This window comes from Pseudomonas yamanorum, from assembly GCF_900105735.1.
GTDB classification, from domain to species: domain Bacteria; phylum Pseudomonadota; class Gammaproteobacteria; order Pseudomonadales; family Pseudomonadaceae; genus Aquipseudomonas; species Aquipseudomonas yamanorum.
This window is the reverse complement of sequence record NZ_LT629793.1, coordinates 1,438,169-1,461,483: the sequence shown is the minus strand read 5'-3', so window position 1 is coordinate 1,461,483 and position 23,315 is coordinate 1,438,169. Positions and strand designations below refer to the sequence as shown.

At 50.1% G+C, this 23,315-nt stretch carries 22 protein-coding genes; 18 read left to right on the top strand and 4 right to left on the bottom strand.

The genetic code is table 11. The features are described from left to right. The first annotated feature begins 2 nt into the window (after window positions 1-2). From BLU46_RS07170 to BLU46_RS07100, 15 genes are all read left to right on the top strand, one after another. Complete coding sequence (locus BLU46_RS07170) at window positions 3-1,010, top strand: polysaccharide biosynthesis protein (RefSeq protein ID WP_093200236.1); 1,008 nt, start codon at window positions 3-5, stop codon at window positions 1,008-1,010. A 5-nt stretch (window positions 1,011-1,015) separates the two neighbouring features. Next, entirely contained in the window at window positions 1,016-2,194 is a 1,179-nt protein-coding gene (locus BLU46_RS07165; protein WP_093200234.1) for a glycosyltransferase family 2 protein, read from the top strand. Window positions 2,195-2,275: 81 nt separating this feature from the next. After that, window positions 2,276-3,118 carry a glycosyltransferase family 2 protein gene (locus BLU46_RS07160; protein ID WP_093200231.1) on the top strand — a complete coding sequence of 281 codons (843 nt, stop codon included), beginning with the start codon at window positions 2,276-2,278 and terminating at the stop codon, window positions 3,116-3,118. Next, a complete protein-coding gene (locus BLU46_RS07155; protein ID WP_093200226.1) occupies window positions 3,115-4,167 on the top strand; it encodes an EpsG family protein in 1,053 nt (350 codons plus the stop codon). The genes BLU46_RS07160 and BLU46_RS07155 overlap by 4 nt, the downstream gene beginning before the upstream one ends. Window positions 4,168-4,269: 102 nt before the next feature. After that, window positions 4,270-5,271, top strand: a complete 1,002-nt coding sequence (locus BLU46_RS07150) for an NAD-dependent epimerase/dehydratase family protein (protein WP_093200222.1) — start codon at window positions 4,270-4,272, stop codon at window positions 5,269-5,271. After that, entirely contained in the window at window positions 5,264-6,406 is a 1,143-nt protein-coding gene (locus BLU46_RS07145; RefSeq protein WP_093200213.1) for a glycosyltransferase, read from the top strand. Before BLU46_RS07150 ends, BLU46_RS07145 begins: the two co-directional genes overlap by 8 nt. Before the next feature lie 78 nt (window positions 6,407-6,484). Beyond that, window positions 6,485-7,444 carry a UDP-glucose 4-epimerase family protein gene (locus BLU46_RS07140; RefSeq protein WP_093200210.1) on the top strand — a complete coding sequence of 320 codons (960 nt, stop codon included), beginning with the start codon at window positions 6,485-6,487 and terminating at the stop codon, window positions 7,442-7,444. Further along, window positions 7,444-8,469 (top strand): MraY family glycosyltransferase, encoded by a 1,026-nt coding sequence (locus BLU46_RS07135; RefSeq protein WP_093200207.1) that lies wholly within the window; start codon window positions 7,444-7,446, stop codon window positions 8,467-8,469. The genes BLU46_RS07140 and BLU46_RS07135 overlap by 1 nt, the downstream gene beginning before the upstream one ends. A gap of 100 nt (window positions 8,470-8,569) precedes the next feature. After that, a complete protein-coding gene (locus BLU46_RS07130; protein ID WP_093200204.1) occupies window positions 8,570-10,564 on the top strand; it encodes a polysaccharide biosynthesis protein in 1,995 nt (664 codons plus the stop codon). Between the two features lie 917 nt (window positions 10,565-11,481). Further along, entirely contained in the window at window positions 11,482-12,507 is a 1,026-nt protein-coding gene (locus BLU46_RS07125) for a glycosyltransferase (protein ID WP_093200189.1), read from the top strand. Next, window positions 12,507-13,637 (top strand): FAD-dependent oxidoreductase, encoded by a 1,131-nt coding sequence (locus BLU46_RS07120; protein WP_093200188.1) that lies wholly within the window; start codon window positions 12,507-12,509, stop codon window positions 13,635-13,637. Before BLU46_RS07125 ends, BLU46_RS07120 begins: the two co-directional genes overlap by 1 nt. A 198-nt stretch (window positions 13,638-13,835) precedes the next feature. Further along, window positions 13,836-14,627 carry an NAD-dependent epimerase/dehydratase family protein gene (locus BLU46_RS07115; protein WP_093200187.1) on the top strand — a complete coding sequence of 264 codons (792 nt, stop codon included), beginning with the start codon at window positions 13,836-13,838 and terminating at the stop codon, window positions 14,625-14,627. Beyond that, window positions 14,624-15,457, top strand: coding sequence for a sugar phosphate isomerase/epimerase family protein (locus BLU46_RS07110; RefSeq protein WP_093200186.1), 834 nt, complete (start codon window positions 14,624-14,626; stop codon window positions 15,455-15,457). The genes BLU46_RS07115 and BLU46_RS07110 overlap by 4 nt, the downstream gene beginning before the upstream one ends. After that, window positions 15,454-15,816, top strand: coding sequence for an EamA family transporter (locus BLU46_RS07105; RefSeq protein WP_093200185.1), 363 nt, complete (start codon window positions 15,454-15,456; stop codon window positions 15,814-15,816). Before BLU46_RS07110 ends, BLU46_RS07105 begins: the two co-directional genes overlap by 4 nt. A gap of 13 nt (window positions 15,817-15,829) precedes the next feature. Beyond that, entirely contained in the window at window positions 15,830-16,627 is a 798-nt protein-coding gene (locus tag BLU46_RS07100; protein ID WP_093200184.1) for a glycosyltransferase family 2 protein, read from the top strand. Window positions 16,628-16,759: 132 nt separating this feature from the next. On the opposite strand, the gene BLU46_RS07095 is transcribed toward BLU46_RS07100, so the two are convergent. Beyond that, a complete protein-coding gene (locus BLU46_RS07095) occupies window positions 16,760-18,118 on the bottom strand; it encodes a hypothetical protein (RefSeq protein ID WP_093200177.1) in 1,359 nt (452 codons plus the stop codon). Window positions 18,119-18,529: 411 nt separating this feature from the next. Between BLU46_RS07095 and BLU46_RS07090 the strand changes: the two genes are divergently transcribed. After that, a complete protein-coding gene (locus BLU46_RS07090) occupies window positions 18,530-18,862 on the top strand; it encodes a ComEA family DNA-binding protein (protein ID WP_063032135.1) in 333 nt (110 codons plus the stop codon). Between the two features lie 27 nt (window positions 18,863-18,889). Here the strand turns inward: BLU46_RS07090 and BLU46_RS07085 are convergent, their stop codons facing one another. The 3 genes from BLU46_RS07085 to eat all read right to left on the bottom strand — a co-directional run bounded on the left by BLU46_RS07085 (window position 18,890) and on the right by eat (window position 21,210). Continuing rightward, window positions 18,890-19,468 carry a TetR/AcrR family transcriptional regulator gene (locus BLU46_RS07085; RefSeq protein WP_063032133.1) on the bottom strand — a complete coding sequence of 193 codons (579 nt, stop codon included), beginning with the start codon at window positions 19,466-19,468 and terminating at the stop codon, window positions 18,890-18,892. 99 nt (window positions 19,469-19,567) lie between these two features. Further along, window positions 19,568-19,735 (bottom strand): DUF2897 family protein, encoded by a 168-nt coding sequence (locus tag BLU46_RS07080; RefSeq protein ID WP_017477341.1) that lies wholly within the window; start codon window positions 19,733-19,735, stop codon window positions 19,568-19,570. A gap of 110 nt (window positions 19,736-19,845) precedes the next feature. After that, window positions 19,846-21,210, bottom strand: a complete 1,365-nt coding sequence (gene eat, locus BLU46_RS07075) for an ethanolamine permease (RefSeq protein WP_093200176.1) — start codon at window positions 21,208-21,210, stop codon at window positions 19,846-19,848. Between the two features lie 311 nt (window positions 21,211-21,521). On the opposite strand from eat, the gene kdpF reads away from it, so the two are divergent. Continuing rightward, window positions 21,522-21,611, top strand: coding sequence for a K(+)-transporting ATPase subunit F (gene kdpF, locus BLU46_RS07070; RefSeq protein WP_003218754.1), 90 nt, complete (start codon window positions 21,522-21,524; stop codon window positions 21,609-21,611). A 9-nt stretch (window positions 21,612-21,620) separates the two neighbouring features. Continuing rightward, on the top strand, window positions 21,621-23,315 hold the full coding sequence (kdpA, locus tag BLU46_RS07065; protein ID WP_093200175.1) for a potassium-transporting ATPase subunit KdpA: 1,695 nt from the start codon (window positions 21,621-21,623) through the stop codon (window positions 23,313-23,315).

Genomic DNA, 23,315 nt, shown 5'->3' with positions numbered 1-23,315 from the left:
TAATGTTTGATAACAAGGTTTTAATGATAACGGGCGGTACCGGCTCATTTGGTAATACTGTACTGAATCGTTTTTTGAATACGGATGTTAAAGAAATTATCGTATTCAGCCGAGATGAAAAAAAGCAAGAAGACATGCGAATTGCTTTGAATAATCCCAAGGTCAAGTTTCACATCGGTGATGTAAGAAGCTACGAAAGCATCAGTCGCGCGATGGCGGGAGTAGACTATGTATTTCACGCAGCGGCATTGAAACAAGTACCGTCGTGTGAATTTTATCCGATGGAAGCAGTGTTGACTAACGTTAACGGAACTGAGAACGTTCTGAACGCAGCCATTGATAATAATGTCCAGCGGGTGGTTTTGCTAAGTACTGATAAAGCCGTTTACCCGATCAATGCAATGGGTATCTCTAAGGCGATGGGCGAGAAAATTTTGATCGCCAAATCTCGGACTGTTCGCGAAGGTGGCCCAGTCCTCTGTGCTACGCGTTACGGAAACGTAATGGCGTCGAGAGGTTCGGTTATTCCTCTTTTCGTGGAAAAGATTAAAGCAGGCGTACCCCTTACTGTAACCGACCCCAAGATGACCCGGTTCCTGATGAGCCTGGAGGATTCGGTTGATTTGGTGCTTCACGCATTTGAGCATGGGGAACAAGGAGATATCTTTGTTCAGAAAGCACCCGCCAGCACCATTGGCGATTTGACCGTAGCACTAAAAGAATTGTTTTCCAGTGATGTGCCGGTAAACATAATTGGCACTCGTCACGGTGAAAAGCTTTATGAGTCTCTTGTGTCTCGTGAGGAAATGGCAAAAGCCAAAGACATGGGGCGCTACTATCGCATCCCGGCGGATAACCGCGACTTGAACTATGACAAGTTCATTATTCAAGGTCATCCGGAGGCGAATGCAATTGATGATTACACCTCGCACAACACTGACTTGCTCAATATTGAGCAAATCAAAGAGTTGCTTCTTACTTTGGCATATATCAAACATAGTATCGACTGAGACGTATGACATTATTAAGTGTAATTATACCAACCCATAATCGGGCAAAGTATGCAGTTCAGTCAATACGGTCAATTCTGGAGCTTTCAGATGATATCCAGGTAGTCGTATGTGATTCCAGTCCCATAGATGATATTTCCGGGCAGTTTCTGGGGGAGTATCCGGAGTCACGATTGAAACTGGTCAGGTCGGGCCAGGGTATAAGCGTGGTCGATAACTTTAATCTCGGCCTGAGATCTGCCGATGGTGATTATCTTGTTTTCATTGGCGACGACGATTTTGTGTCGTCGGAGATAGTCAAAGTCGCTGCGTGGGCTAAATCAAAACACGTGGATTCGCTAAAGTTTAACTTTCCTGCCTTATATTATTGGGATGATTTCAAGCACTCTACTCGAGGTGACTCATATTTCGGAACGTTGCATATTTCTCCGTATGATGGTGGTGTAGTTGTTCATGATCTAAAAGGTTCTATGAACTATGCATTGGATAATTTTGGTGGTGGCGTATTCAATATGCCGCGTGCTTACGCGGGAATGATTTCTTCTGATTTGGCTCGAAGGATCGAGCGTAAGTATGGCGGATTGTTTGGTGGCGTCAGCCCGGATATCTACAGCTCTTTCCTGATCTCTAACGAGTCGCAGAGCTGTTTTTTAATTGATTATCCGGTGATCATTCCTGGCGCCTCCGGCGTCAGTACTTCCGGGCAAAGCAGTTCCGGGGGGCACTACGGCAAGCTGCGAGACAATGCTCACATCGCACCGTTCAAGGATCTTGTATGGGACAGCCGTGTACCTGAATTTTACTCTGTGCCAACAGTATGGTCATTTTCACTTTTGAAAGCTGTTGAAAAAGTTGAAGAGAGCAGCGGTGTCAGTCTAAACCCAAACTTCGGCCGCCTTTTTCTGAAGTGTTTTGTTTATTTTCCGCGATCGTATCGAGAAACGTTGTTTTCCTTCCGTAAAACATGCTCCTTATATGGTGCTGGAAAAATGGTAGGTCAGTTATTCGGGTCTGTCTGGGGAGAGTTTTTGTGGGGGGCATCCCGCATCATTAACAGATTTCGTGCTCGTCATGTAACCAATACTATTGAGGTCGTTTCCGGCCTGAATACCTCCTATATGGCTAGCCAGGAATTGGGGAAAGTATTAAAGCAGCGTGCAGTTGATATAAAACTCCCAGATTGAGTTTTGCGGGCTGGGCGACGGTTTTACTTGTTGTGGCTACGGCGGTGTCGTAGCCAGACCTTTTGTGATTGGAAACATTAAATGGTTACTGAGCCGGGTATTAAAGATTCAAGTGTCGCCCGAGTAAGCGTTGTTATCCCGAGTTATTGCTGCAAGGATACAATACGGCGAGCCGTTGAATCCGTATATCAACAGTCGTTGCGCCCTGCAGAAGTTATCATTGTCGATGATGCAAGTCCCGACAATACGTTGAGTGTTTTGTCGGAGCTCGCCAAAGAATATCCTGAGGGTTGGATTAGCATCATTTCTTTAGCAGTGAACGCTGGGCCAGGAACTGCGAGAAACCGCGGGTGGAATCTGGCAAACCAACCTTACGTGGCATTTTTGGATTCCGATGATAGCTGGCACCACAATAAGATCGAGCTTCAATATGGCTGGATGCAGAAAAATCCTGGCGCTGCGCTGACCGGACAGACAGGTCTTACGATTGATATATCTTCGGATATAAAAACTAAATTGCATCGTGAAGGTGATGTGCGTTTTTCACGGGTATCGAGTCGCGATTTGCTGCTTTCCAATAGGTTCTCCACTCCGTCAATCATGTTACGGAAAGATTTACCGAGTCGTTTTCCTGAAGGAAAGCGTTTTTGCGAAGACTATGAGCTTTGGTGTGATCTGTGTTGCTCCGGCTTCCAATGCTACTCCATAGATGTGCCTCTAACGTTTTGCTATAAGCCGTTGTATGGTCATGCAGGGTTGAGTGGGAACTTATGGAAAATGGAACAGGGTGAATTAGGCGTATACGCTGCTTTACGTGGGAAAAGGAAAATTGGTCTTTTTCTATATGGCTGCCTGAGTATTTGGTCATTGGTGCGCTATGTCCGTCGAGCAGCGAAATTAAAATTTGGTCGTGGTTCAGAATGATATACATATTTGGCTGGATCATTCTGCTCACAGCATTGCTGTTAACGGCGTTGTCGGGTTATAGGACTCGACGGTTTGCAGGTTTTGCATTGCTGTTTTTTTTGTTCATCGCTGTCTTTCGCGGCGCTGTCGGGACTGATACGGATACCTACGAAACCGTAGTCAGCCGCTTGATGGATGGGATATCCTGGACTGGAATGGAGCCGGGCTTTGTTTTTATGAGTTGGATACTGGTAGAACTTACCGGCACAGCCTCAGTTGCTGTCAGACTCGTCAGTGTCATTATATTTGTTATTTTGTTTTTGTATCTTTTTCGTTCTGATAAGAATGAAAAGTTTCTATTGTTATCTTATATGCTGCCTGCTTTTGTCTATCAGTACACCATGAATGGACTGAGGATCGGCATCGCCGCTATGTTACTCCTGCTGGCCGTGCAAAAGCTCAGGCGAACAGAAAGACTATCAGGTCTAGTCCTTGCGGTATCGGCACTATTTTTTCATTATTCATCGCTAGTCTCTTTGGTGTTCATCTGGGCTTCACAGGCGCGTTGGACGAGGGCTTCAAATATCCTAATCGTCCCTTTCGCGTGTGTGATGATATTGGCCGTGTTCAGCATTAACGGAGATTACTTTGTTGCGAAATTGCTTTCGTATCAAGACTCTGAATCACCGAGCCCATTATCAGGGCTAGGAAAAATTGCAGTTTTGTTGGTGCTGGTGTTGGGGGTGGGGTTGTCAAGGCTACCTAGCACGGAAAAAACTAAACTTGTCTTTCTAGGCGCCGGATTTACCGTATTTTTCTGGCTGGTTTCAAGTATTTCGTATGCAGGTTTGAGATTTCTGGATTTGGTTTCATTTGCCTACCCCCTTGCGATATTGCTCACCTATAGCAGGTGCCGGTTGGATTTTGACCGTGCCATCAAGCTTATTTTGATTTTTGCCGGGTTGCTAGCGGCGGTGAGTGGTTATAGGAACTTTGTATTCGAAGAGGGGGAGGGGCCATCGCCCTTTTTGCCTTACCACCTTAGCGAACAATTCTTCGAGCTATAACTGAATGAAACTTAGCGGTTTGCTCAATGTCCGTATTTTACATTCCACGTTAAGTGGGTTCTTAGGGAAGCGGCAGTTGTTAATTCTGTCCAGAGGTGGCATGTGAGTGTTTGTGTAACTGGTGGCACAGGTTTTATCGGTAGCCCGCTCTGTGCATTGTTATTGAGCCAGGGTGAGACGTTAAGAATGCTTTCGCGAAAAGTACAGCCTGTGTTGCCTGGGCGAGAGGTATTTGCCGGGGATTTGTTGCAGTCGGATGAAGCACTTCTGGACTTCGTCGATGGATGCAGCACGCTATATCACTGCGCTGGTGAAATTAAAAACACTGGCTTGATGTATGACCTGCATGTTCGAGGTACGGCCAACCTCCTCAAGGCGGTGAGTGAGAAGATCAAACTGACCGGGAAGCCTTTCCACTGGGTGCAGTTGAGTAGCACAGGTGCTTATGGCAAGCGGGAGGTTTCCAAGCATGATGCTGCAGTCTCCATAGACGAAAGTTACTCGCCTGCGCCAGTGGGTGAGTATGAGGTGACCAAAACTATTTCTGATGAGTTGGTTATTAGTTTTGCTAAGATCGAGCCCCTCTTCACCTACACGATTTTACGTCCCTCGATTGTGGTCGGCGCCCACATGCCCAATCAGTCGTTTTTTCAGCTATCTGCTATGGTCCGTAAAGGTTTATTTTTTTATATAGGGTCCAAGCAAGCGTTGTCGACTTATGTTCATGTTGATGATGTTGTCCGCGCTTTGGTAATGTGCGCCACCGATACGAGGGCCAAAGGGCAGATCTTTATACTGTCCAATGATTGCTTGTTGTCGGAGGTCATAGAGTCAATGGCGGATACTTACAAAGTACCCAAGCCAAAACTGAGAGTTCCTGAAGGTATGTTACGGCTCTTGGTGAAGCTTACCTCGCCGTTTCTCCGGCTGCCGCTGACGGACGAGCGCATAGATGAGCTCGTCAAGCGTGTAGGATATAGCTCGGCTAAGATTGAAAGAACTGTTGGCTTTGAGTTTCAGTCATCAATACCACAAGCGATGTACGAACTGTTAAGCCAATTTATCAGCGAATCAAATTCTAAAGCTGTGGTTAATAATGACTGAACAAAAAAAGATATGTGTGGTCGCTACTGTTCCGGTCGCGCTAAGAGTGTTCATGGTTGAGCATATTAATAAGCTTGCTGAGAAGTACAGTGTCACGGTAATGGCGAATGCAGAGGCGGAAGAAATTTATCTGTTTTTGGATAAGCGTATAAAATTCATACCTCTGCCGATACAGCGCAAGGTCTCGTTGTTTAGTGACGTTGTGTCTTTGACAAAGCTAATTAGAATATTCACCGTTGAAAAGTTTGATTGTGTACTTTCGATTATGCCTAAGTCAGGCTTGCTGACGATGCTGGCGGGCTACCTGGCGCGTGTTCCTCAACGCATCCATATTTTTACTGGACAAGTCTGGTACACCAAACAAGGTTTTTCGCGGTTTGCTTTGAAGAAACTGGATCAACTTCTTGCTTTTGCAGCAACGCATCTGCTCGCTGACAGTCCCTCGCAACGGGATTTTCTGATAACGGAGCGTGTGGTGAAACCAGCAAAAATCGAAGTACTGGGTAAAGGTTCTATCAGCGGAGTAGATCTTGCGCGCTTTAAACCGGATCCTACGGCGCGCGCGCGTATTCGGCATGAATTAGGGTTGGATGACTCAGCGCTGGTTTTTCTATTCATGGCGAGGTTGACCCATGCCAAGGGGATCGTCGACCTGGCTCGCGCGTTTTCCAGCGTTGCTATGCGCGCGCCTAATGCCCATCTGTTGATCGTCGGGCCTGATGAAGATGGTGTTGAGGGGATGATTACCGAGTTGAGTTCGAAATTCAAGGGGAGGTGCCATCGTGTTGGGTTCACCACCGACCCGGAAGGTTATATGGCAGCCGCTGATATTTTTAGTTTGCCTAGTTATCGTGAAGGCTTTAGTTTGGCGACTATTCAGGCGGCAGGTGTAGGTCTGCCGGCTATCGCTTCGCGGATATATGGTTTAAGTGATGCGGTTCAAGAGGGTGTGACAGGACTTCTTCACCGCCCTGGCGCGATTGATGAGATGAGTGAGGCGATGGTGAGGCTTTACTCTGATGGAGATTTGAGATCTTCCCTGTCTGAGGCAGCACAGCACCGGGCGCACACTGAGTTCGCCCAACCGATAATTATCGAAGAAATGTCGCGGTATATTGACCGACTGTTAGCTTAACTTAATGGCGGACGGCTTTTCGCTTAAACTGTTGACAGTGGAAGTTCAGTTTTAAATTTGGCTCTGGGGTATTTATAGATGCATATATTAGTCACTGGCGCGTCCGGATTTGTAGGGAGTCGATTGGTCGAGGTTCTGACGGCTAAAGACGGCGTTCAGGTAACCGGTGCTATACGGCGTCAGCCTGCCGGGGGCAATAAGGCGGTGACACAAATCAATGTGGGTGAGCTGTCTCCCGAGACTAATTGGTCTGAGGCGTTATCCGGCGTTGATGTGGTCGTTCACACGGCTGCACGCGTTCACGTGATGAATGATGTTGAGTCTGACCCTTTAGCAGTTTTTCGCAAGGTCAATGTCGAAGGGACTTTGAATCTCGCTCGTCAAGCTGTAGCGGCGGGCGTCACTCGGTTCATTTTTATCAGCTCCATCAAGGTAAACGGTGAGGGCACGGTTTCCGGCCGTCCCTACACCGCGGACGATGTGCCCTCGCCAGCAGACCCTTACGGAGTTTCTAAAATGGAAGCCGAGGCTGGACTGCGAGATATTGCAGCCTCGACTGGCTTGGAAGTCGTCGTCATTCGGCCTGTATTAGTCTATGGGCCCGGTGTTAAAGCAAATTTTTTGAATGTAATGCGCTTGCTGGATAAAGGTATTCCGCTACCCTTTGGTGCGATTTATAATAAGCGTAGTTTGGTAGCGCTGGATAATCTTGTTGATCTTGTAATCACGGCTACTGTGCACCCATCGGCGGCCAACCAGATATTTTTAGTCAGTGATGGAGAGGATCTCTCTACAACTCAACTGTTACGCAGAATAGCGGAAGCCTTAAACAAGAAGGCTCTTTTATTACCAGTGCCCAGCGCGTTACTGAGTTTCGGCGCCGCGCTACTAGGGAAGAAATCGCTATCTCAACGCCTGGTCGGATCTTTGCAGGTCGATATTGAAAAGACACGCTCATTGTTGTCTTGGGTACCGCCCATCTCGGTTGAGCAAGGGTTAAAACTGGCGGCTTCGCACTATATTAAAAGAGATAAATAATGATCACCGGATGGTTGATACTCTTAGCTGTTTTTTTATCATTTTTTTTGACGGCAGGTTTACGCCGTTATGCTCTTGCGAAAAGTATTATTGATGTTCCTAACGCGCGCAGTTCTCACTCCATACCTACCCCCCGTGGTGGCGGTGTGTCTATTGTCCTGACGTTTCTTTTCTCGCTCTTGTTATTGGGCATTGCGCAGCTTGCCCCCTTACCTGTTTTGATCGCATTGGGCGGCGCTGGAGCGTTGGTCGCACTCATTGGTTTTATGGATGATCATGGCCACATTGCTGCCAGGTGGCGGTTGCTAGGCCATTTCACTGCTTCTATTTGGGCGCTTTTTTGGTTAGGAGGGTTGCCTCCATTGAGTTTTTTTGGGGTGAGCGTCGACCTTCAATGGTTTGGTCACTGTGCGGCCGTTTTATATCTCGTGTGGATGCTGAATCTTTATAACTTCATGGATGGAATCGATGGGATAGCCAGTGTTGAAGCTATTAGTGCTTGCCTGGGGGCCTGCCTGCTCTACTGGCTGACCGGTTTCGACAGTTTGATTTGGCTCCCGATGCTTCTGGCTGCTGCCGTACTAGGATTTTTATTCTGGAATTTTCCACCGGCACGGATATTCATGGGGGATGCCGGAAGTGGTTTTCTTGGCATTATCTTGGGCATACTCTCGGTTCAGGCGGCCTGGGCATCATCTCAATTATTGTGGTCGTGGCTGATTTTGCTCGGGGTATTTGTCGTTGACGCGACCTACACATTAATCCGTCGTCTTTTGCGTGGGGATAGGGTATACGAGGCTCATCGTAGTCACGCTTACCAATTTGCCAGCAGGCGATTTGGTCGTCACCTGCCGGTCACATTATTTGTTGCGGCTGTAAATTTGTTCTGGCTGCTACCGATCTCAGTGTGTGTCGCATATTTCGGGTTGGCTGGTGCCTTGGGTCTGGTAATCGCGTACCTTCCGCTGATTGTCATGGCGGTGAAATTTCAAGCTGGCGCACTTGAGGGTACAGATGAACACTGATCTCCGAATAGATCGAATTTTAAATGAACCGTGGTCTATTTAAAGCGTAAATATCCGCGTTAAAAAACTGTAGGAGAAGTCACAGGTGGGGCGAACGGCTATGGATAGATTGCGAGCATTTTTGGTCGGGTTACCACGTCGAAAAAAACGATTGATTCAAGTCGGTACCGACATATTTGTTGTCTGGGCTGCTTTATGGCTTGCTTTCGTCGTACGGCTCGGGGTGGACGAGATGGTTAATCCCCTCCGTGCTCACGGCTGGCTGTTTATCGCCGCACCCGTAGTGGCGATACCTTTGTTCATCCGCTTTGGGATGTACCGGGCGGTCATGCGCTACTTCGGTAATGATGCCCTGATAGCCATCATCAAGGCTGTCAGCTTATCGTCTCTTATTTTGGGTGTGTTGGTGTATTGGTATGGAAACCACCAAACAGTGGTTCCGCGCTCCATCATTTTCAACTACTGGTGGCTCAGCCTGATTATGGTGGGTGGACTGCGTCTGGCCATGCGCCAGTACTTTCTGGGCGATTGGTTCGCCGCAGCGCAACATGTGCCGTTCACCAGCCGGGAAGATGGTCTGCCGCGAGTTGCGATCTACGGCGCGGGAGCTGCCGGCAATCAATTGGTTGCCGCGTTGCGAATGGGGCGGGTGATGCGTCCGGTCGCATTTATCGACGACGATATCAGCATTTCAGATCGTGTCATTTCAGGCTTGCAAGTCTATAAGCCCAAGCACATCCAGCGGATGATCGACGTTACGGGCGCTCAGGAGATCCTGCTCGCAATCCCGTCTTCGAATCGCGGCCGTCGCCGAGAAATCCTCGGCTTTCTTGAAGGCTTTCCGCTCCACGTACGAAGCGTTCCGGGTTTTATGGACTTGGCCAGCGGTAGGGTCAAAGTGGATGACATTCAGGAAGTGGACATCGCCGACCTTCTTGGTCGCGACGCCGTGCCTGCCCAGTCCGAGTTGCTGGAACATTGCATCAAGGGTCGGAACGTTCTAGTAACTGGCGCCGGCGGTTCCATTGGTTCTGAGCTTTGCCGGCAGATTCTCGCCCTTCGGCCATTAACGCTCCTGTTGTTTGAGCACAGTGAGTTCAACCTCTACAGCATCTTTTCTGAACTTGAACAGCGTATTACCCGTGAGTCGTTGCCTGTAAAGGTATTACCGATACTGGGCTCGGTTCGTAATCAGTCGAAATTGCTGGATGTCATGAAAACCTGGCGTGTCGACACGGTTTATCACGCAGCTGCTTACAAACATGTGCCGATGGTTGAACACAATATCGCCGAAGGCGTGTTGAACAATGTGATGGGTACATTGAATACAGCCCAGGCCGCCTTGCAGGCTGGGGTGGCTAATTTTGTGCTGATCTCTACTGATAAGGCTGTTCGTCCAACCAATGTGATGGGCAGTACGAAGCGCCTTGCGGAGTTGACTCTCCAGGCCCTGAGCCGAGAACTGGCCCCTGTGCTCTTCGGCGATAAATTGAACGTGTCGCGGGTCAACAAAACCCGTTTCACCATGGTTCGATTTGGTAATGTGCTGGGCTCGTCCGGTTCAGTCATTCCGCTGTTTCACAAGCAAATCAAATCGGGTGGTCCACTGACTGTGACTCACCCTAAAATCACCCGCTACTTTATGACTATCCCCGAAGCTGCTCAGTTGGTGATTCAGGCCGGGTCCATGGGGCTGGGTGGGGATGTGTTTGTGCTTGATATGGGGGAGCCGGTAAAGATCATTGAGCTTGCCGAGAAAATGATCCATCTGTCCGGTCTGAGTGTTCGCTCCGACAAAAATCCTCACGGTGATATTGCTATCGAATTTTCCGGCCTGCGCCCTGGAGAAAAGTTGTATGAAGAATTGCTGATTGGTGACAACGTGGTGGCCACTCAGCACCCGATGATCATGAGCGCCAATGAAGATCACCTGCCTTGGGATGTGCTCAAGGGCAAGTTGACTGAGCTTCTCGCGAGCGTTGAGCAGGATGACTACACCCGCGTTCGCCAGTTGCTTCGCGATACCGTAAGTGGCTACGCGCCAGACGGTGAAATTGTCGACTGGATCTACCAGCAACGGCGCCTCGAACCCTGACTACTGATTTCGCGTTGTGGACGCCGCATAGAGCCTCAACGATCTTGTATGACTCACCAATGCACGGTGCAAGACTTGGAGGCTCCCGGTTTCGAAGCATAGCCAGTGCCGCACCGTCCTTCAGTCAGCAGCTGTCACACTTACAAAGCACTAGAGATAACTGCTTAGTCTGTGTGACGCGCTTGTTGAGAACGAATGCACTAGGACGCTGGCTAGTGCGACCCGGTGCGTTTTATCGTTCGCAATACACCGCGAAATCGACTGATAAGGGCGCGTAATAGCTTCTTTCCAGTTTTCAGACTGCTAGCAATCCTGCTAATGAGTGGTAAAGCCTTTGATGGCTGGGCGAAGGCTTCGATGTTTAGTGCTATCGCCAAAGGCGTGACGGCAAGCACAAAGGTCTACAGCTTTGTCTAGATCACGAAAGCCGGCCCTGCACTTGCTGCTCAGGTGGGGGGGCGGCCGCGCCAGGCCAGATCATCAGACTTTGAAACTCCCTGCCACGGACCCGACGACAGAAAGCGCCATGCCCTCCAATCTTGCGTTAGGTGAGATTTATGCGCACATAAGCCTCCTCTAGCTGGTATCGCTTGCGGCACAGCAAGCCTGGACGCTGGCTGCACAGGTTTCCCGTAAAATCAGCACCTGCGCGCTATCAATATTTGCTGCCTTGTCATGTGATAAAAACCCCTTTCGTGGTAACGTTGGCCATATTTTTATAGTTTTTACTTGATAGTTCTTAAAGTTTTAAAACTTTTAGGTCGATTGTCAAGTAGTGAATGGGTTGTGATGTTTGCCGATTCATTTATCTCAGGTATCGCGACTTTGGTAGTCGAAGGTGTTAAGCCAAATAGACTTTTAGCGGGGGCTTAATAACCAATGACAGGGCTTGCATAGTTTTTATTAGAGAGTCTGAGATGGATTTTTTCCCTTGTTTTTTATCCGTGGTATTTGTTGTCCGTAATCGCTCGCAGGAAACTGAACGGGTGCTTCGTGATCTTGCGTCTGTTATTGCGCCGATCGTCAGTGACTATGAGTTGATTGTTGTCGATAACGCTTCGAATGATGACAGCATCTGTGTGTTGAAAAGACTGACCGAAGAGACTGGATTAGCCAATCTTCAGGTTTACGCCCTAACTAAAGAGGTAGACGCCGATACGGCATCCTGGGTAGGGCTGGAAAACGCACTTGGGGACTTCGTCGCGGTTATAGACCCGCTATCTGATGACATTCAGTTCATACCCAAGATGCTCGAACATGCCTTGAGTGGTGCAGATGTGGTTTTCGCGAATAACGCGCGGAAACCCAAGCAGAGCCTCGCATACCGTTGGGCGAATAGTATTTTTCATAATTTATATAGTCACTTCAACGGTGTGCATTTGGCCACAGAGGCGCCTCAATATAGAATTCTTAGTAAGCGAGTAATAAATTTTATTCTTCAGCACCCCCAGCCTGCAATTTCCTATCGCCATCTACCCGCTACTGGCGGATTTGCGAAAGCTCATTTGAGTTATAGCGCGGAGCCAAAATGCTCAGAACCAAAGCGCTTGGGGGAGAGTATCGATCGGGGGATGCGTTTACTGGTCTCAACAACCCGGGCGCCGATGCGATTGGTGACGTCGCTTTCATTGTTTGGTGCGGTTGCCAATCTGTTGTACTGCTTTTATATTGTGGCGGTGGGTGTTTTGAAAACCAATGTGGCTCCAGGATGGATCAGTTTTTCATTGCAGCAGTCTGGGATGTTTTTTCTGATTTCATTAGTGTTACTGGTTCTCGGGGAGTATATCTTGAATATGGCGAGCTTATCGAACGAGGGGCCCCTTTATCATGTGGCCCAAGAGTTTAATAGCTCTCGCATCACCCGTCTGCAAAAACTTAATATTGAGGAAGTGGTGTCGGGGCGTTCTGATACTGATTCAGCTAAAAGTGAACGTATTTTGTGATGGCTTGCGAGAACCCACAAAGCACAGACTATGATGCAGTAGTTATAGGTGGCGGCTTTTATGGGGCAACTATAGCGCTTTATCTCGCAAATCAGAGAGGGCTTAAGCGAGTTCTATTAGTCGAAGCTGAGTCAGCTCTTCTGTCAAGGGCGTCTTATAATAATCAGGCTCGCGTACATAATGGTTACCATTATCCGCGTAGTTTTACAACCGCTTATCGAAGTCGCGTAAATTTGCCAAAATTTGCAAGGGATTGGCCGCAAGCGATAAGACAGGATTTTACCAAGCTTTACGCCATAGCGCGGCGTAATTCTAAGGTTACCGCAAAACAATTTGAGCGATTTTGCCACAGCATAGACGCTCCAATCTCCTCTGCCAGCCCTGAGTTGCGCGCTCTTTTTGAGCCTCGTTTGATCGAAGATGTTTTCCTAGTCCAAGAGTACGCATTCGACACAATAAAGTTGGCTAAGTGGGCCGAAAGCGAGCTAAGCGTGAGCGGTATCGAGGTGCTCTGTAACACTCGCGCGGCAAAAATTTTTAAAGGCTTGTCTGTGCCTTTAAACATTGTGCTAAAAGCAACGGAAGGCTGCGAAAGGCTTCTCTCGACCCGACTAATCTTCAATTGTACCTATAGTGGTCTCAACCAACTATCGGGTGGGTTTTGTGGCGTTCGTAGCGGTTTAAAGCAAGAAATTACAGAGATGCCGTTAATGAAGATGCCTGACTCACTTTCGGGGTTAGGAATTACGGTGATGGATGGGCCATTTTTTTCGATGATGCCGTTTCCAGCTCGTGGGCTGCACAGTTTGTCTCATGTGCGTTATACACCCCACCTGCACTGGACTGATCAACAAGGTGTTGATCCGTACGAAAAGTTAGGAAATTATCAGAAAGAGTCTCGCGTGGATCGAATGATAAGGGATGCTGGACGATACGTTCCCGAAATATTAAAAGCCGAGTATAGACACTCATTGTTTGAGATTAAAACCGTTCTAACCAGGAATGAGAGTGACGATGGACGCCCGATTCTCTTTGAGAGACATTTGGAGTTGCCTGGATGTTTTTCAATCCTTGGTGGAAAAATTGATAATATTTATGATGTGTTGGAGAAGATGGATGAAAGTTTTTAATGAAAGAGTGGAGTATCTCTTTCTTAAGAATCTTGTGCTTTTTATTTTTTGATCCTCTTGGCATTAATTTTTAACGTTAGATTGGTAGATGCTGTTTATGAGGTGAATGCTTCGTCAATGTTTATTTCGTGAAAGTCGAGTGTTGGTGTCGGGGCATGTGATCAATATCCTGCACTCCAAAAAAATGGAAATATTAAAATGAATGCATTAATCGGATTTTCAGGGTTTGTAGGTAGCACACTGTTGAAGCAGTGTGCTTTTGATCAGATTTATCGCTCAACAACTATTGGCGAAATCGATAATAAAAGTTTTGATTTGGTGGTATGCGCCGGAGCGCCAGCGAAAAAGTGGATGGCCAACAAAGATCCTGCGGCTGACCTTGAAAAAATTAACGGGCTTATTGCTCACCTAAAAAATATTCAGTGTAAAAGATTTGTCTTAATTAGTACCGCGGATGTTTTTAAAGACGCGGTAGGTGTCAACGAAGATTCGCCTGTCGATGAGCATGACCTTCATGCGTACGGTTTGCATCGCCGACTGCTGGAAAAATTTGTTGAAGAGAACTTTCCTGATAACCTGATTGTTCGGTTGCCTGGTTTGGTTGGTCCTGGGCTCAGGAAAAATATAATTTTTGACTTTTTAAATAGTAATAATCTGGATGCGGTAGACAGTCGGGGGATTTTTCAGTTTTATCCGATGGTTAATCTTTGGTATGACATTCGGACGGCGATGGCAGCCGACTTAAAACTAATTCATCTTACAGCAGAGCCTATTAGTGTTGGTGAAGTTTCTATGGAGGGTTTTGGTAAGTTTTTTTCTAATGAGCTACCTAACGACTATGCAACTTACGATTTTCAAAGCAAGTATGCGGCGCTTTTCGCAGGGCGAGGAGGGTATCAATATAGCGCACGCGATACGCTCCAGGCAGTTCGATCCTACGCCCAATCGGAGCCACATATAGCTAGCGTAGTTCGGGGGGGAGCGTCATGAGACTTGCCGTATCCAATATCGCCTGGGATGTGTCGGAAGATGAAAAAATTGCGGCGCTTTTATGTCGCAATTCTATAAATGCTATTGACATCGCGCCAGGTAAATACTTTCCGATTCCTGTCGCTGCGCTGGATGAGGATATTGCTCGTGTAAAAGAATGGTGGGCGGAACGGGGCATCGAAATTACTGGTATGCAGGCCCTTTTATTCGGAACCACAGGGCTAAATTTATTTGGATCTGTTGAAGCCCGGGAGAGGATGCTGGCACATTTGGCGGCGGTATGCCGTATAGGTGCTGGACTTGGCGCGACTCGATTAGTATTTGGTTCGCCAAAAAATCGTGACCGGGTTGGGTTGGACCATCAACAGGCCATGGAGATCGCAGTGCCTTTTTTTCGGCAATTGGGTCATATTGCTTGTGCCGCGGGTGTAACGATTTGTCTTGAGCCTAATCCTGCTTGTTATGGTGCAAACTTCATGATTGATAGTGTCGAGACTTCCGAGGTGGTCCGACAGGTTGCGCATCCTGCTATTCGAATGCAGTTAGATAGCGGTGCGCTGACGATCAATGGTGAAGAACCTTCGGTGATTTTGAGCGATTGTGCTGATTTGATCGGGCATATTCATGCCAGCGAGCCTGATTTACTCCCTTTGGGTGATGGTAGCACCGGGCATGAGTTGATGGCTTTGGCGATTAATCAATATCTTCCGGCGCGGATTGTCACTATCGAGATGGTTGCGACTAAGGATGAGCCGCATGAAGACTCGATTGAGAGGGCAATCAAAGTAGCCAAGTTTCATTATCGTACGAGGCCAGAGGTAGGTATATGAGTCTCAAATGGTTGATCCTCATTCTGGGTATTCTTTCGAACGCATCCGCCAGCGTGTTGGTAAAAATGGCGATGATACCGCCTCGTAAGTTTCCCTCTTTTAGTGACCCGATTGGAGCGCTGTCCAATTGGCCATTTTGGCTGGGTTTAGGGCTATATGGCGGTGCGTTTCTATTTTATGCCGCCGCCCTCGCGCGGCTTCCATTAAATGTCGCACATCCCATCCTAACCGCGGGTGCGGTTGCAACTGTTGCGTTGTTTTCTGTCATATTTTTCCGTGAGACATTCCATTGGACGACTGGCGCAGGAATAGTCTTTGTGATTTTTGGTGTTTTTTTAATTACCGCCCGTGTGGCTTGAGGGTAACAATAAAATGAGTTGTTCTGGTACACGTGAAGCCTGGGAGGTTCCGTCTTTTGAGACACCGCTGTGGCTCGGTCGTAAGTATTCGTGGTGTGTGGTTATTCCGGTCATCAATGAAGGTAGTCGGATAGCGAGTCTTTTGTCGAGGATGGCTGCGCTGGAGATCTCCAGCGTTGCGGATATCATCATTGTCGACGGTGGTACCACTGATGGTTCTCTGGAGCTTTCGGCTTTACAAGGCCTTTGTGTGAGAGGGCTGTTGGTCAAGACTGGTCCAGGAAAACTGAGCGCACAGTTGCGGTGTGCTTACGCCTTCGCACTCGATCAGGGCTATGATGGCATCATCACAATTGATGGTAATGACAAAGATGATCCTGCTGCTATTCCAGCTTTTATAAACGCACTGGAAAGGAAGGTAGACTTTGTACAGGCTTCACGTTTTGTGAAGGGTGGCATCGCGGAGAACACACCGCCTTCCCGGCATTTCGCTATCCGCTTTATTCATGCCCCGATGCTCAGTTTGTTTTCTGGGTTTAAGTGGACGGACACTACCCAGGGCTTTCGAGCCTACAGTCGTAGATTGCTATTGGACGCCAAGGTCGCACCCTTTCGGAATGTGTTCACGACGTATGAGCTCTTGGCATACCTTTCTTACCGTGCTCCTAAGTTGGTTTACAGTTGTGTTGAGTTGCCGACCGTAAGGCGTTACCCCAAAGGTGAGGTACCGACGAAGATAAGTAGTGTAAAAGGAAATCTCTCAGTGTTGTCAACTTTGTTCAAGGCTTGTTTTGGCTTCTATAATCCATAACGCTCTGCAAGTTGGCTGCGCAGCGGAATGAATACCTGATTTATGTATTTGCAAACTGCCATTCGTTTCAGTAACAAATCTCTGTGAATGGCAGAGTTCTATTGCGCCATTATTTTTTAGTTGATGCTTGTGCTAAGGATTCGGTGGGTTAGCTGTGTTATACGTCTTCGAAGTTGTGTCGATGGCCTTTTTTTCGGATAGGATGTTTATCATTATCACGATTGACAGTGTGGTGACATAGCACAGCCAGTATACATATCGGAAGTCAGACGCCGGTGTTATCGGTAGGTAACTTATGGCGTAAGAAAGTCCCGACATTGGTAGAAGCCAAAGTGTATGGGGCCGAAGGTTGGACTTTAGCCATAAATACAGAGTCAACCCCAACGAAATGAGTATCCAAAAATAGGGCTTGTAGAGTCCGGGGAAAAGCTTGCTGCTTGTTTCTACATATTGTTCCACAAGTATTTCGGTGCTGGACGGCTGTCGGAATCCAGAGCCCACCGTAAAGGGTGAATTAATTACATGGAATTCACTGTAATAGTACGGGGGCAGGCTGGGAGAACGGGTGAGATTGAGAAAGGCATCTGTTCTGAATGAAATGTAGGTGGAAAAGTTTTTGGGGACGCTATCAATCCAGGCGGTTTTCAATTCCTGATAATGCTCTTTGGTGATGCTCGCAAATTTCTCGTCGCTTAAACAGAAGGCGGCTCCTATTTTGTGCACATCAAGATATTCGCAATGCTCAATAGTCATCATGTCCTGCGAACTGAGGAAGCTTGTGGGAACATCGACACCTTTTAGCTTCAAGGCCACTACATCGTCGAACATAACGTAGCTTACCGAGTTGGCTTTCTGTGCCCCGAGTAGTGCTACCACCGACAGGTGAGCGGAAATCACTACCACGCAGCTAAGAATCATGAGTATTACGGTGCTTTTGATGGACTTTGTTTTAAAAATAGTTGCACATAGGAAGGGGAAAAGAAAAATCGTACCACTTAGTGAGTTTGTGCGTACAAGCGCACCGAAGATAAATAAGGTTAGTACTAAAGTCGCTGCAACCTTTGGAAATTTATCGTGGTTTTTGAAGTAAAGACATATGGCAATGGCAAGCCCCCAAGCGTACGCCATATTGACATCCTTCCAGATTGCAAATTGGAAGTTCATCACCCAAGGCAGGATGGGGAGTATCAAAAAGCATGCGCCAAAACGGTAGCCTTCTTTGATGCACCATTTGTACAATGTCAGCGCGGTGGCCCATAGTAAGGTGAATTGAAAGATCAGCATGCCGCCAGGGCCATCGATTACCTGAATTAACAAACTCCATAGGAATGCCATCGCCGGGGGTTGCCAATCAGTATAGGTTGCAGCCCTTGCTTGTCTCAGTTGATCCATGCTGTCCCATGTCATGACACCAGGATAAAATGAGGAAAGGGCGATAATTGAAAAAGCAATTGATATCAGGCCTATAGGATTCAAGTAGTATTTCTTCATGTTTAACCTTGGCCAGCCTCATAAAAGTTGCTCATTTTAATTCTCAATTTGGTACAGCTGCCTTGCCATTAACAGTTGCCTATCATGAGAATCCATTTTTTGTATTGTATGATTTTTCCGAGTTCTATTAAATATCTGATAGGTCCAGCCATGAAAACGGTGGGGCGGCGTGTTTTCAAGGTGCGCTCCTCATGAGTGGAGATATTGTTCACTATTTGGGAAGAGTCCTCTGTCCGGGGCTCCAAAAGCCGTCCAAAAGGCGATACCTGTTTTGCTTGAGGCGCAGGCTTGGCGGTCAACATTCACACCCTGTAACTCACCCATTTTTGACTCTCCCCAAACATCACCTAAGTTTGAAAAGCAGCTTCGGAAAAGCTGCTTTTCCCTTATCGATGTCATGGAGCGTCACCAATGCATAAAGCGTATTTCTCCTCCCTCATCTTCGCCTTCCTCACCAGCCTCTCGCTAGCCACCACGGCCGCACCCGCCCCCAAACCCGAGACCCCAACCCCCATCGCCGCCCAAATGACCAAGGTCGACCAAACCACCAAAGTCAGCCTCAACTCCGCTGACGCTGAAACTCTGCGCCGTGATCTATTCGGCATTGGCGCCGCCAAAGCGAAGGCTATCATCGCCTACCGCGAAACCAACGGCCCCTTCACGGCGATAGATGAGTTACTGGAAGTAAAGGGAATCGGCAAGGCGCTTCTGGAAAAGAACCGCGACAGGCTTGAGGTGAAATAAGAACCTGAAAACAGCCGAGGAGGCCGGTCATCGACCGGCTTTCTTTTGTTCAACAACCTCCGCCTTCAAGCTCCCCCGCACCACATCAAGAATCCGTGTCGCCAACTCGGCACTCTCCACGCTTCTTGCCAGCACCAACGCCCCCACCAGCGTCGACATCAGCACCAGGCTCTGCTCCCCGGCATTCGGGTTGCCAAGCGCCGTTTCAACCTGTTTGAGTCGAGCATTGAGGACTTCATCGGTGGTGCGGCTGTTCTGCCCACGCAACCCCATCTCCGATGACATCGTCGTCAGCGGGCAGCCTTGATCCGGAGAGGTCTGGTGCCATTCAGACAGATAGCTGTCGATAAACGCTTCCAGCGGCCGTTCCTGGCTGAATAGCATTGCGCAATGCGCATCCAGCTCTGTCGCCGCCGCCTGTAACGCCTTCTCTACCAACTCATCCTTGGACTTGAAGTGCGCATAAAACCCGCCATGCGTCAGGTTCAGCGCTTTCATCAGTGGCTGCAAACCGGTCGCACCGATGCCGTCACGGCGAAAGCGTACCGAAGCCTCCTTGATGATGCGCTGGTGGGTTTGAGCTTTGTGGTCTTGTGAATAGCGCATGGGAAGGCCTCCGAAACATCAGGCCATATTAACCAAGCTTGGCTGGGCGTACGCGGGTGTTTACAAAATTGTGCGGCTCAACGGAGAGCCGCTTCAGCCTCAGCGATCCTGGGCATCCTTGGAGTCCGCCTGGGCATTTCGCTCTGCCACGCGCTGGCGTTGTTCTTCGGTCAATTCAACCTTGTTGGCGCTGTCTCGCAGCATCAACAAACCACCGACGATCGAACCGATCGCGACCACTAATATCAACCAGGCATACCACGGCATAGGGCTCTCCTTGAGGCAGCAAACCGTGGGAAAATTTCCCACGGTAATGACTGCTTTGAGTAACGGGCTTTCTTAGTAGTTCATTGTAGGCCCGTTCTGCCCCGGTAACCTTAAAGCCCGGTCAACATCGCATCCGCCGGCGCATCGGCGCGGTCTTGCGCGGTCAGTTGGAAGTACACAAACCCCACGACCATGAAGCCCAGGAAGATCAGCCCTATCAGCGCGTTGAACCACGCCATCGCCACCAGGCACACCACGGCCAGTACCAGCGCGATCCCCGGTACGATGGGATAACCCGGTGCGCGGAAGGTGCGTTCCAGCAGCGGTTCGGTCTTACGCAGTTTGAACAGGCTGAGCATGCTCATGATGTACATGACGATGGCGCCGAACACGGCCATGGTGATCATTGCTGCGGTCAGGGTCATGCCACCCAGGTTAATCAGTCCGTCGCTGTAGATGGCCGCGATACCGACGATGCCACCGGCGATGATTGCCCGGTGCGGCGTCTGAAAGCGCGACAGTTTGGCCAGGAAAGCGGGCAGGTAGCCCGCGCGCGCCAGGGCGAAGAATTGGCGGGAGTAACCGAGGATGATCCCGTGGAAGCTGGCCACCAGGCCGAACAGGCCGATCCACACGAGCATGTGCAGCCAGCCTGAGCTGTCGCCGACCACGGTTTTCATTGCCTGGGGCAGCGGGTCGTTGATGTTCGACAGGGTGCGCCAATCGCCGACGCCGCCGGCAAAGAACATCACGCCCATCGCCAGGATTACCAAGGTGAGGATGCCGCTGATGTAGGCCTTTGGAATGGTGCGCTTGGGATCTTTCGCTTCTTCGGCGGCCATGGCGGCGCCTTCGATGGCGAGGAAGAACCAGATGGCAAATGGAATCGCCGCAAACATTCCGGCAATCGCCGGCGCGCCGAAGGTGTCGGAGCCGGCCCAGCCATTCAGGGCGAAGTGGCTGAAGCTGAAAGCGGGAGCGACTACACCCATGAACACCAGCAGTTCGGCGACGGCGAGCACGCATACGACCAGTTCAAAGGTCGCCGCCAGCTTCACGCCAAGGATGTTCAGGCCCATGAATACAATGTAGGCCCCGACGGCCGCGTGTTTCGGATCAAGGGCCGGGAACTGAACATTCAAGTAGGCGCCGATGGCCAGGGCGATAGCGGGTGGGGCGAACACGAATTCAATCAGCGTCGCCAACCCGGCAATTAGTCCGCCTTTTTCGCCAAATGCCCGGCGGCTGTAGGCAAACGGGCCGCCAGCGTGAGGAATCGCGGTAGTCAGTTCGGTGAAGCTGAATATAAAGCAGGTGTACATGGCGGCGACCATCAATGAGGTCACCAGGAAGCCCAGTGTTCCTGCCACGCCCCAGCCATAGCTCCAGCCGAAATACTCCCCGGAAATCACCAGTCCGACGGCGATGCCCCACAAATGCAGGGTGCCCAAGGTGGGTTTGAGTTGTGTGTTCATCGTGTAGCGCTCCCTGAACGGTTTGGAATGTTTCAGGGCATTGCAGCGGACATGCCATTCATCAATGCCATGTCGTAAAGGCGCCGAACTGTCGCCGAGGGGACGGTTTGGCGTTTGAATGTTCCCTCGGCCTGCACCAGATAGGGGCGCGGCCTCCAGCAAACGCTCACAAATCCCCCCGTAAACCCCGCATAAACCCACTCTTTACGCCGTCTTTACGCCCCACCCATACCGTCGCTCTCGTTCCTTTACGCCACTCCTGCGGACAATCCTCCTACACGCGGCAGTCGCCGCACGACGGAGAAACTTCCATGAGCGTTCTGGACGGGGTGTCACTGCTGTTGGCTGTGGCGCTGTTCATTTATCTGCTGGTTGCGCTGTTACGCGCGGATCGGAACTAGGAGCAGGCTATGCACAGTTATGACTATTGGCTGATCATCGCCTTCTTTGCCTTGGTGCTGATTCCGGCACCGGCCCTGGGGCGGCTCTACTACAAGGTAATGGAAGGGCAGCGAACCTGGCTCACGCCGGTGTTCGGTCCGGTCGAGCGCGTTTGTTATCGCCTCTCGGGTGTCGATGCAGACCAGGAACAGAGCTGGCAGAAATATGCGCTGGCGTTGCTGGCGTTCAACCTGGCCGGTTTCGTGCTGCTGTTCGCGATCCTGCTGTTCCAGGACTATCTGCCGCTGAACCCGCAGAAATTGCCGGGTCAGGAATGGACCCTGGCGTTCAACACCGCCATCAGTTTCATGACCAACACCAACTGGCAGAACTACAGTGGTGAAGCGTCCCTGAGCTACCTCAGCCAGATGGCTGGCCTCACCGTACAGAACTTCGTCAGTGCGGCCACCGGTCTCGCCGTCCTGGTCGCGTTGTGCCGTGGGATCGGTCGCAAATCCACCAAGACCTTGGGCAACTTCTGGGTCGACATGACCCGCGCCACCCTCTACGGTCTGTTGCCGTTGTGCCTGGTGCTCGCGTTGTTCCTGGTGTGGCAGGGTGTGCCTCAAACCTTCGCTCATTACGTGAACGCTGTGACCCTGCAGGGCGTTGACCAGGTGATCCCACTGGGCCCGGCCGCCAGCCAGATTGCGATCAAGCAATTGGGCACCAACGGCGGTGGTTTCTTCGGTGTCAACTCGGCGCATCCATTTGAAGACCCGACCGCCTGGGCCAACCTGTTTGAGCTGGGCGCAATCATCCTGATCCCGGTCGCGCTGGTGTTCACCTTTGGCCACTACGTGAAAGACCTGCGTCAGAGCCGGGCGATCCTCGGTTGCATGCTGGCCTTGTTCATCATCGGTGGTGCGACTGCGATGTGGGCCGAGTACCAGCCCAACCCGGCGCTGAACAACCCGGCGGTTGAACAGGCCGCGCCGCAGGAAGGTAAAGAAGCGCGCTTCGGCACCACCGGTACCGTGTTGTGGTCGGTGGCCACCACCGCCGCGTCCAACGGTTCGGTCAACGGCATGCAAGACAGCCTCAATCCCCTGAGCGGGATGGTCTCGCTGGTCAACATGATGGTCGGCGAGGTGATCTTCGGCGGCGTCGGTGCCGGCATGTACGGCATGTTGCTTAACGTGTTGATCGCGGTATTCCTCGCCGGCTTGATGATTGGTCGTACACCGGAATACCTCGGCAAGAAACTCCAGGCCAAGGAAGTGCAATTGCTGGTCGTGACCTTGCTGGTGATGCCGGTCGGCACCCTGGTGCTGGGCGCCATCGCCGCCAGTCTGCCTGGCCCGGCCGGTGCCATCAGTAACCCTGGCCCCCACGGTTTCAGCCAGTTGCTGTACGCCTACACCTCGGCCAGTGCCAACAACGGTTCGGCGTTCGGCGGCTTCAGTGCCAACACCACGTTCCACAACCTGATGTTGAGCCTGTCGATGTTGCTGGGTCGCTTCGGCTACATCCTCCCGGTACTGGCCCTGGCCGGCAGCCTGGCGATGAAGAAGACCGCACCGATTGGCCAGAACAGCTTCCCGACCCACGGCCCGCTGTTTGTGACCCTGTTGACCGTGACCATTTTGCTGGTGGGCGGCCTGACCTTCCTGCCGACGCTGGCACTTGGGCCTATCGCTGAACACTTGAGCATGGGCTTCTAA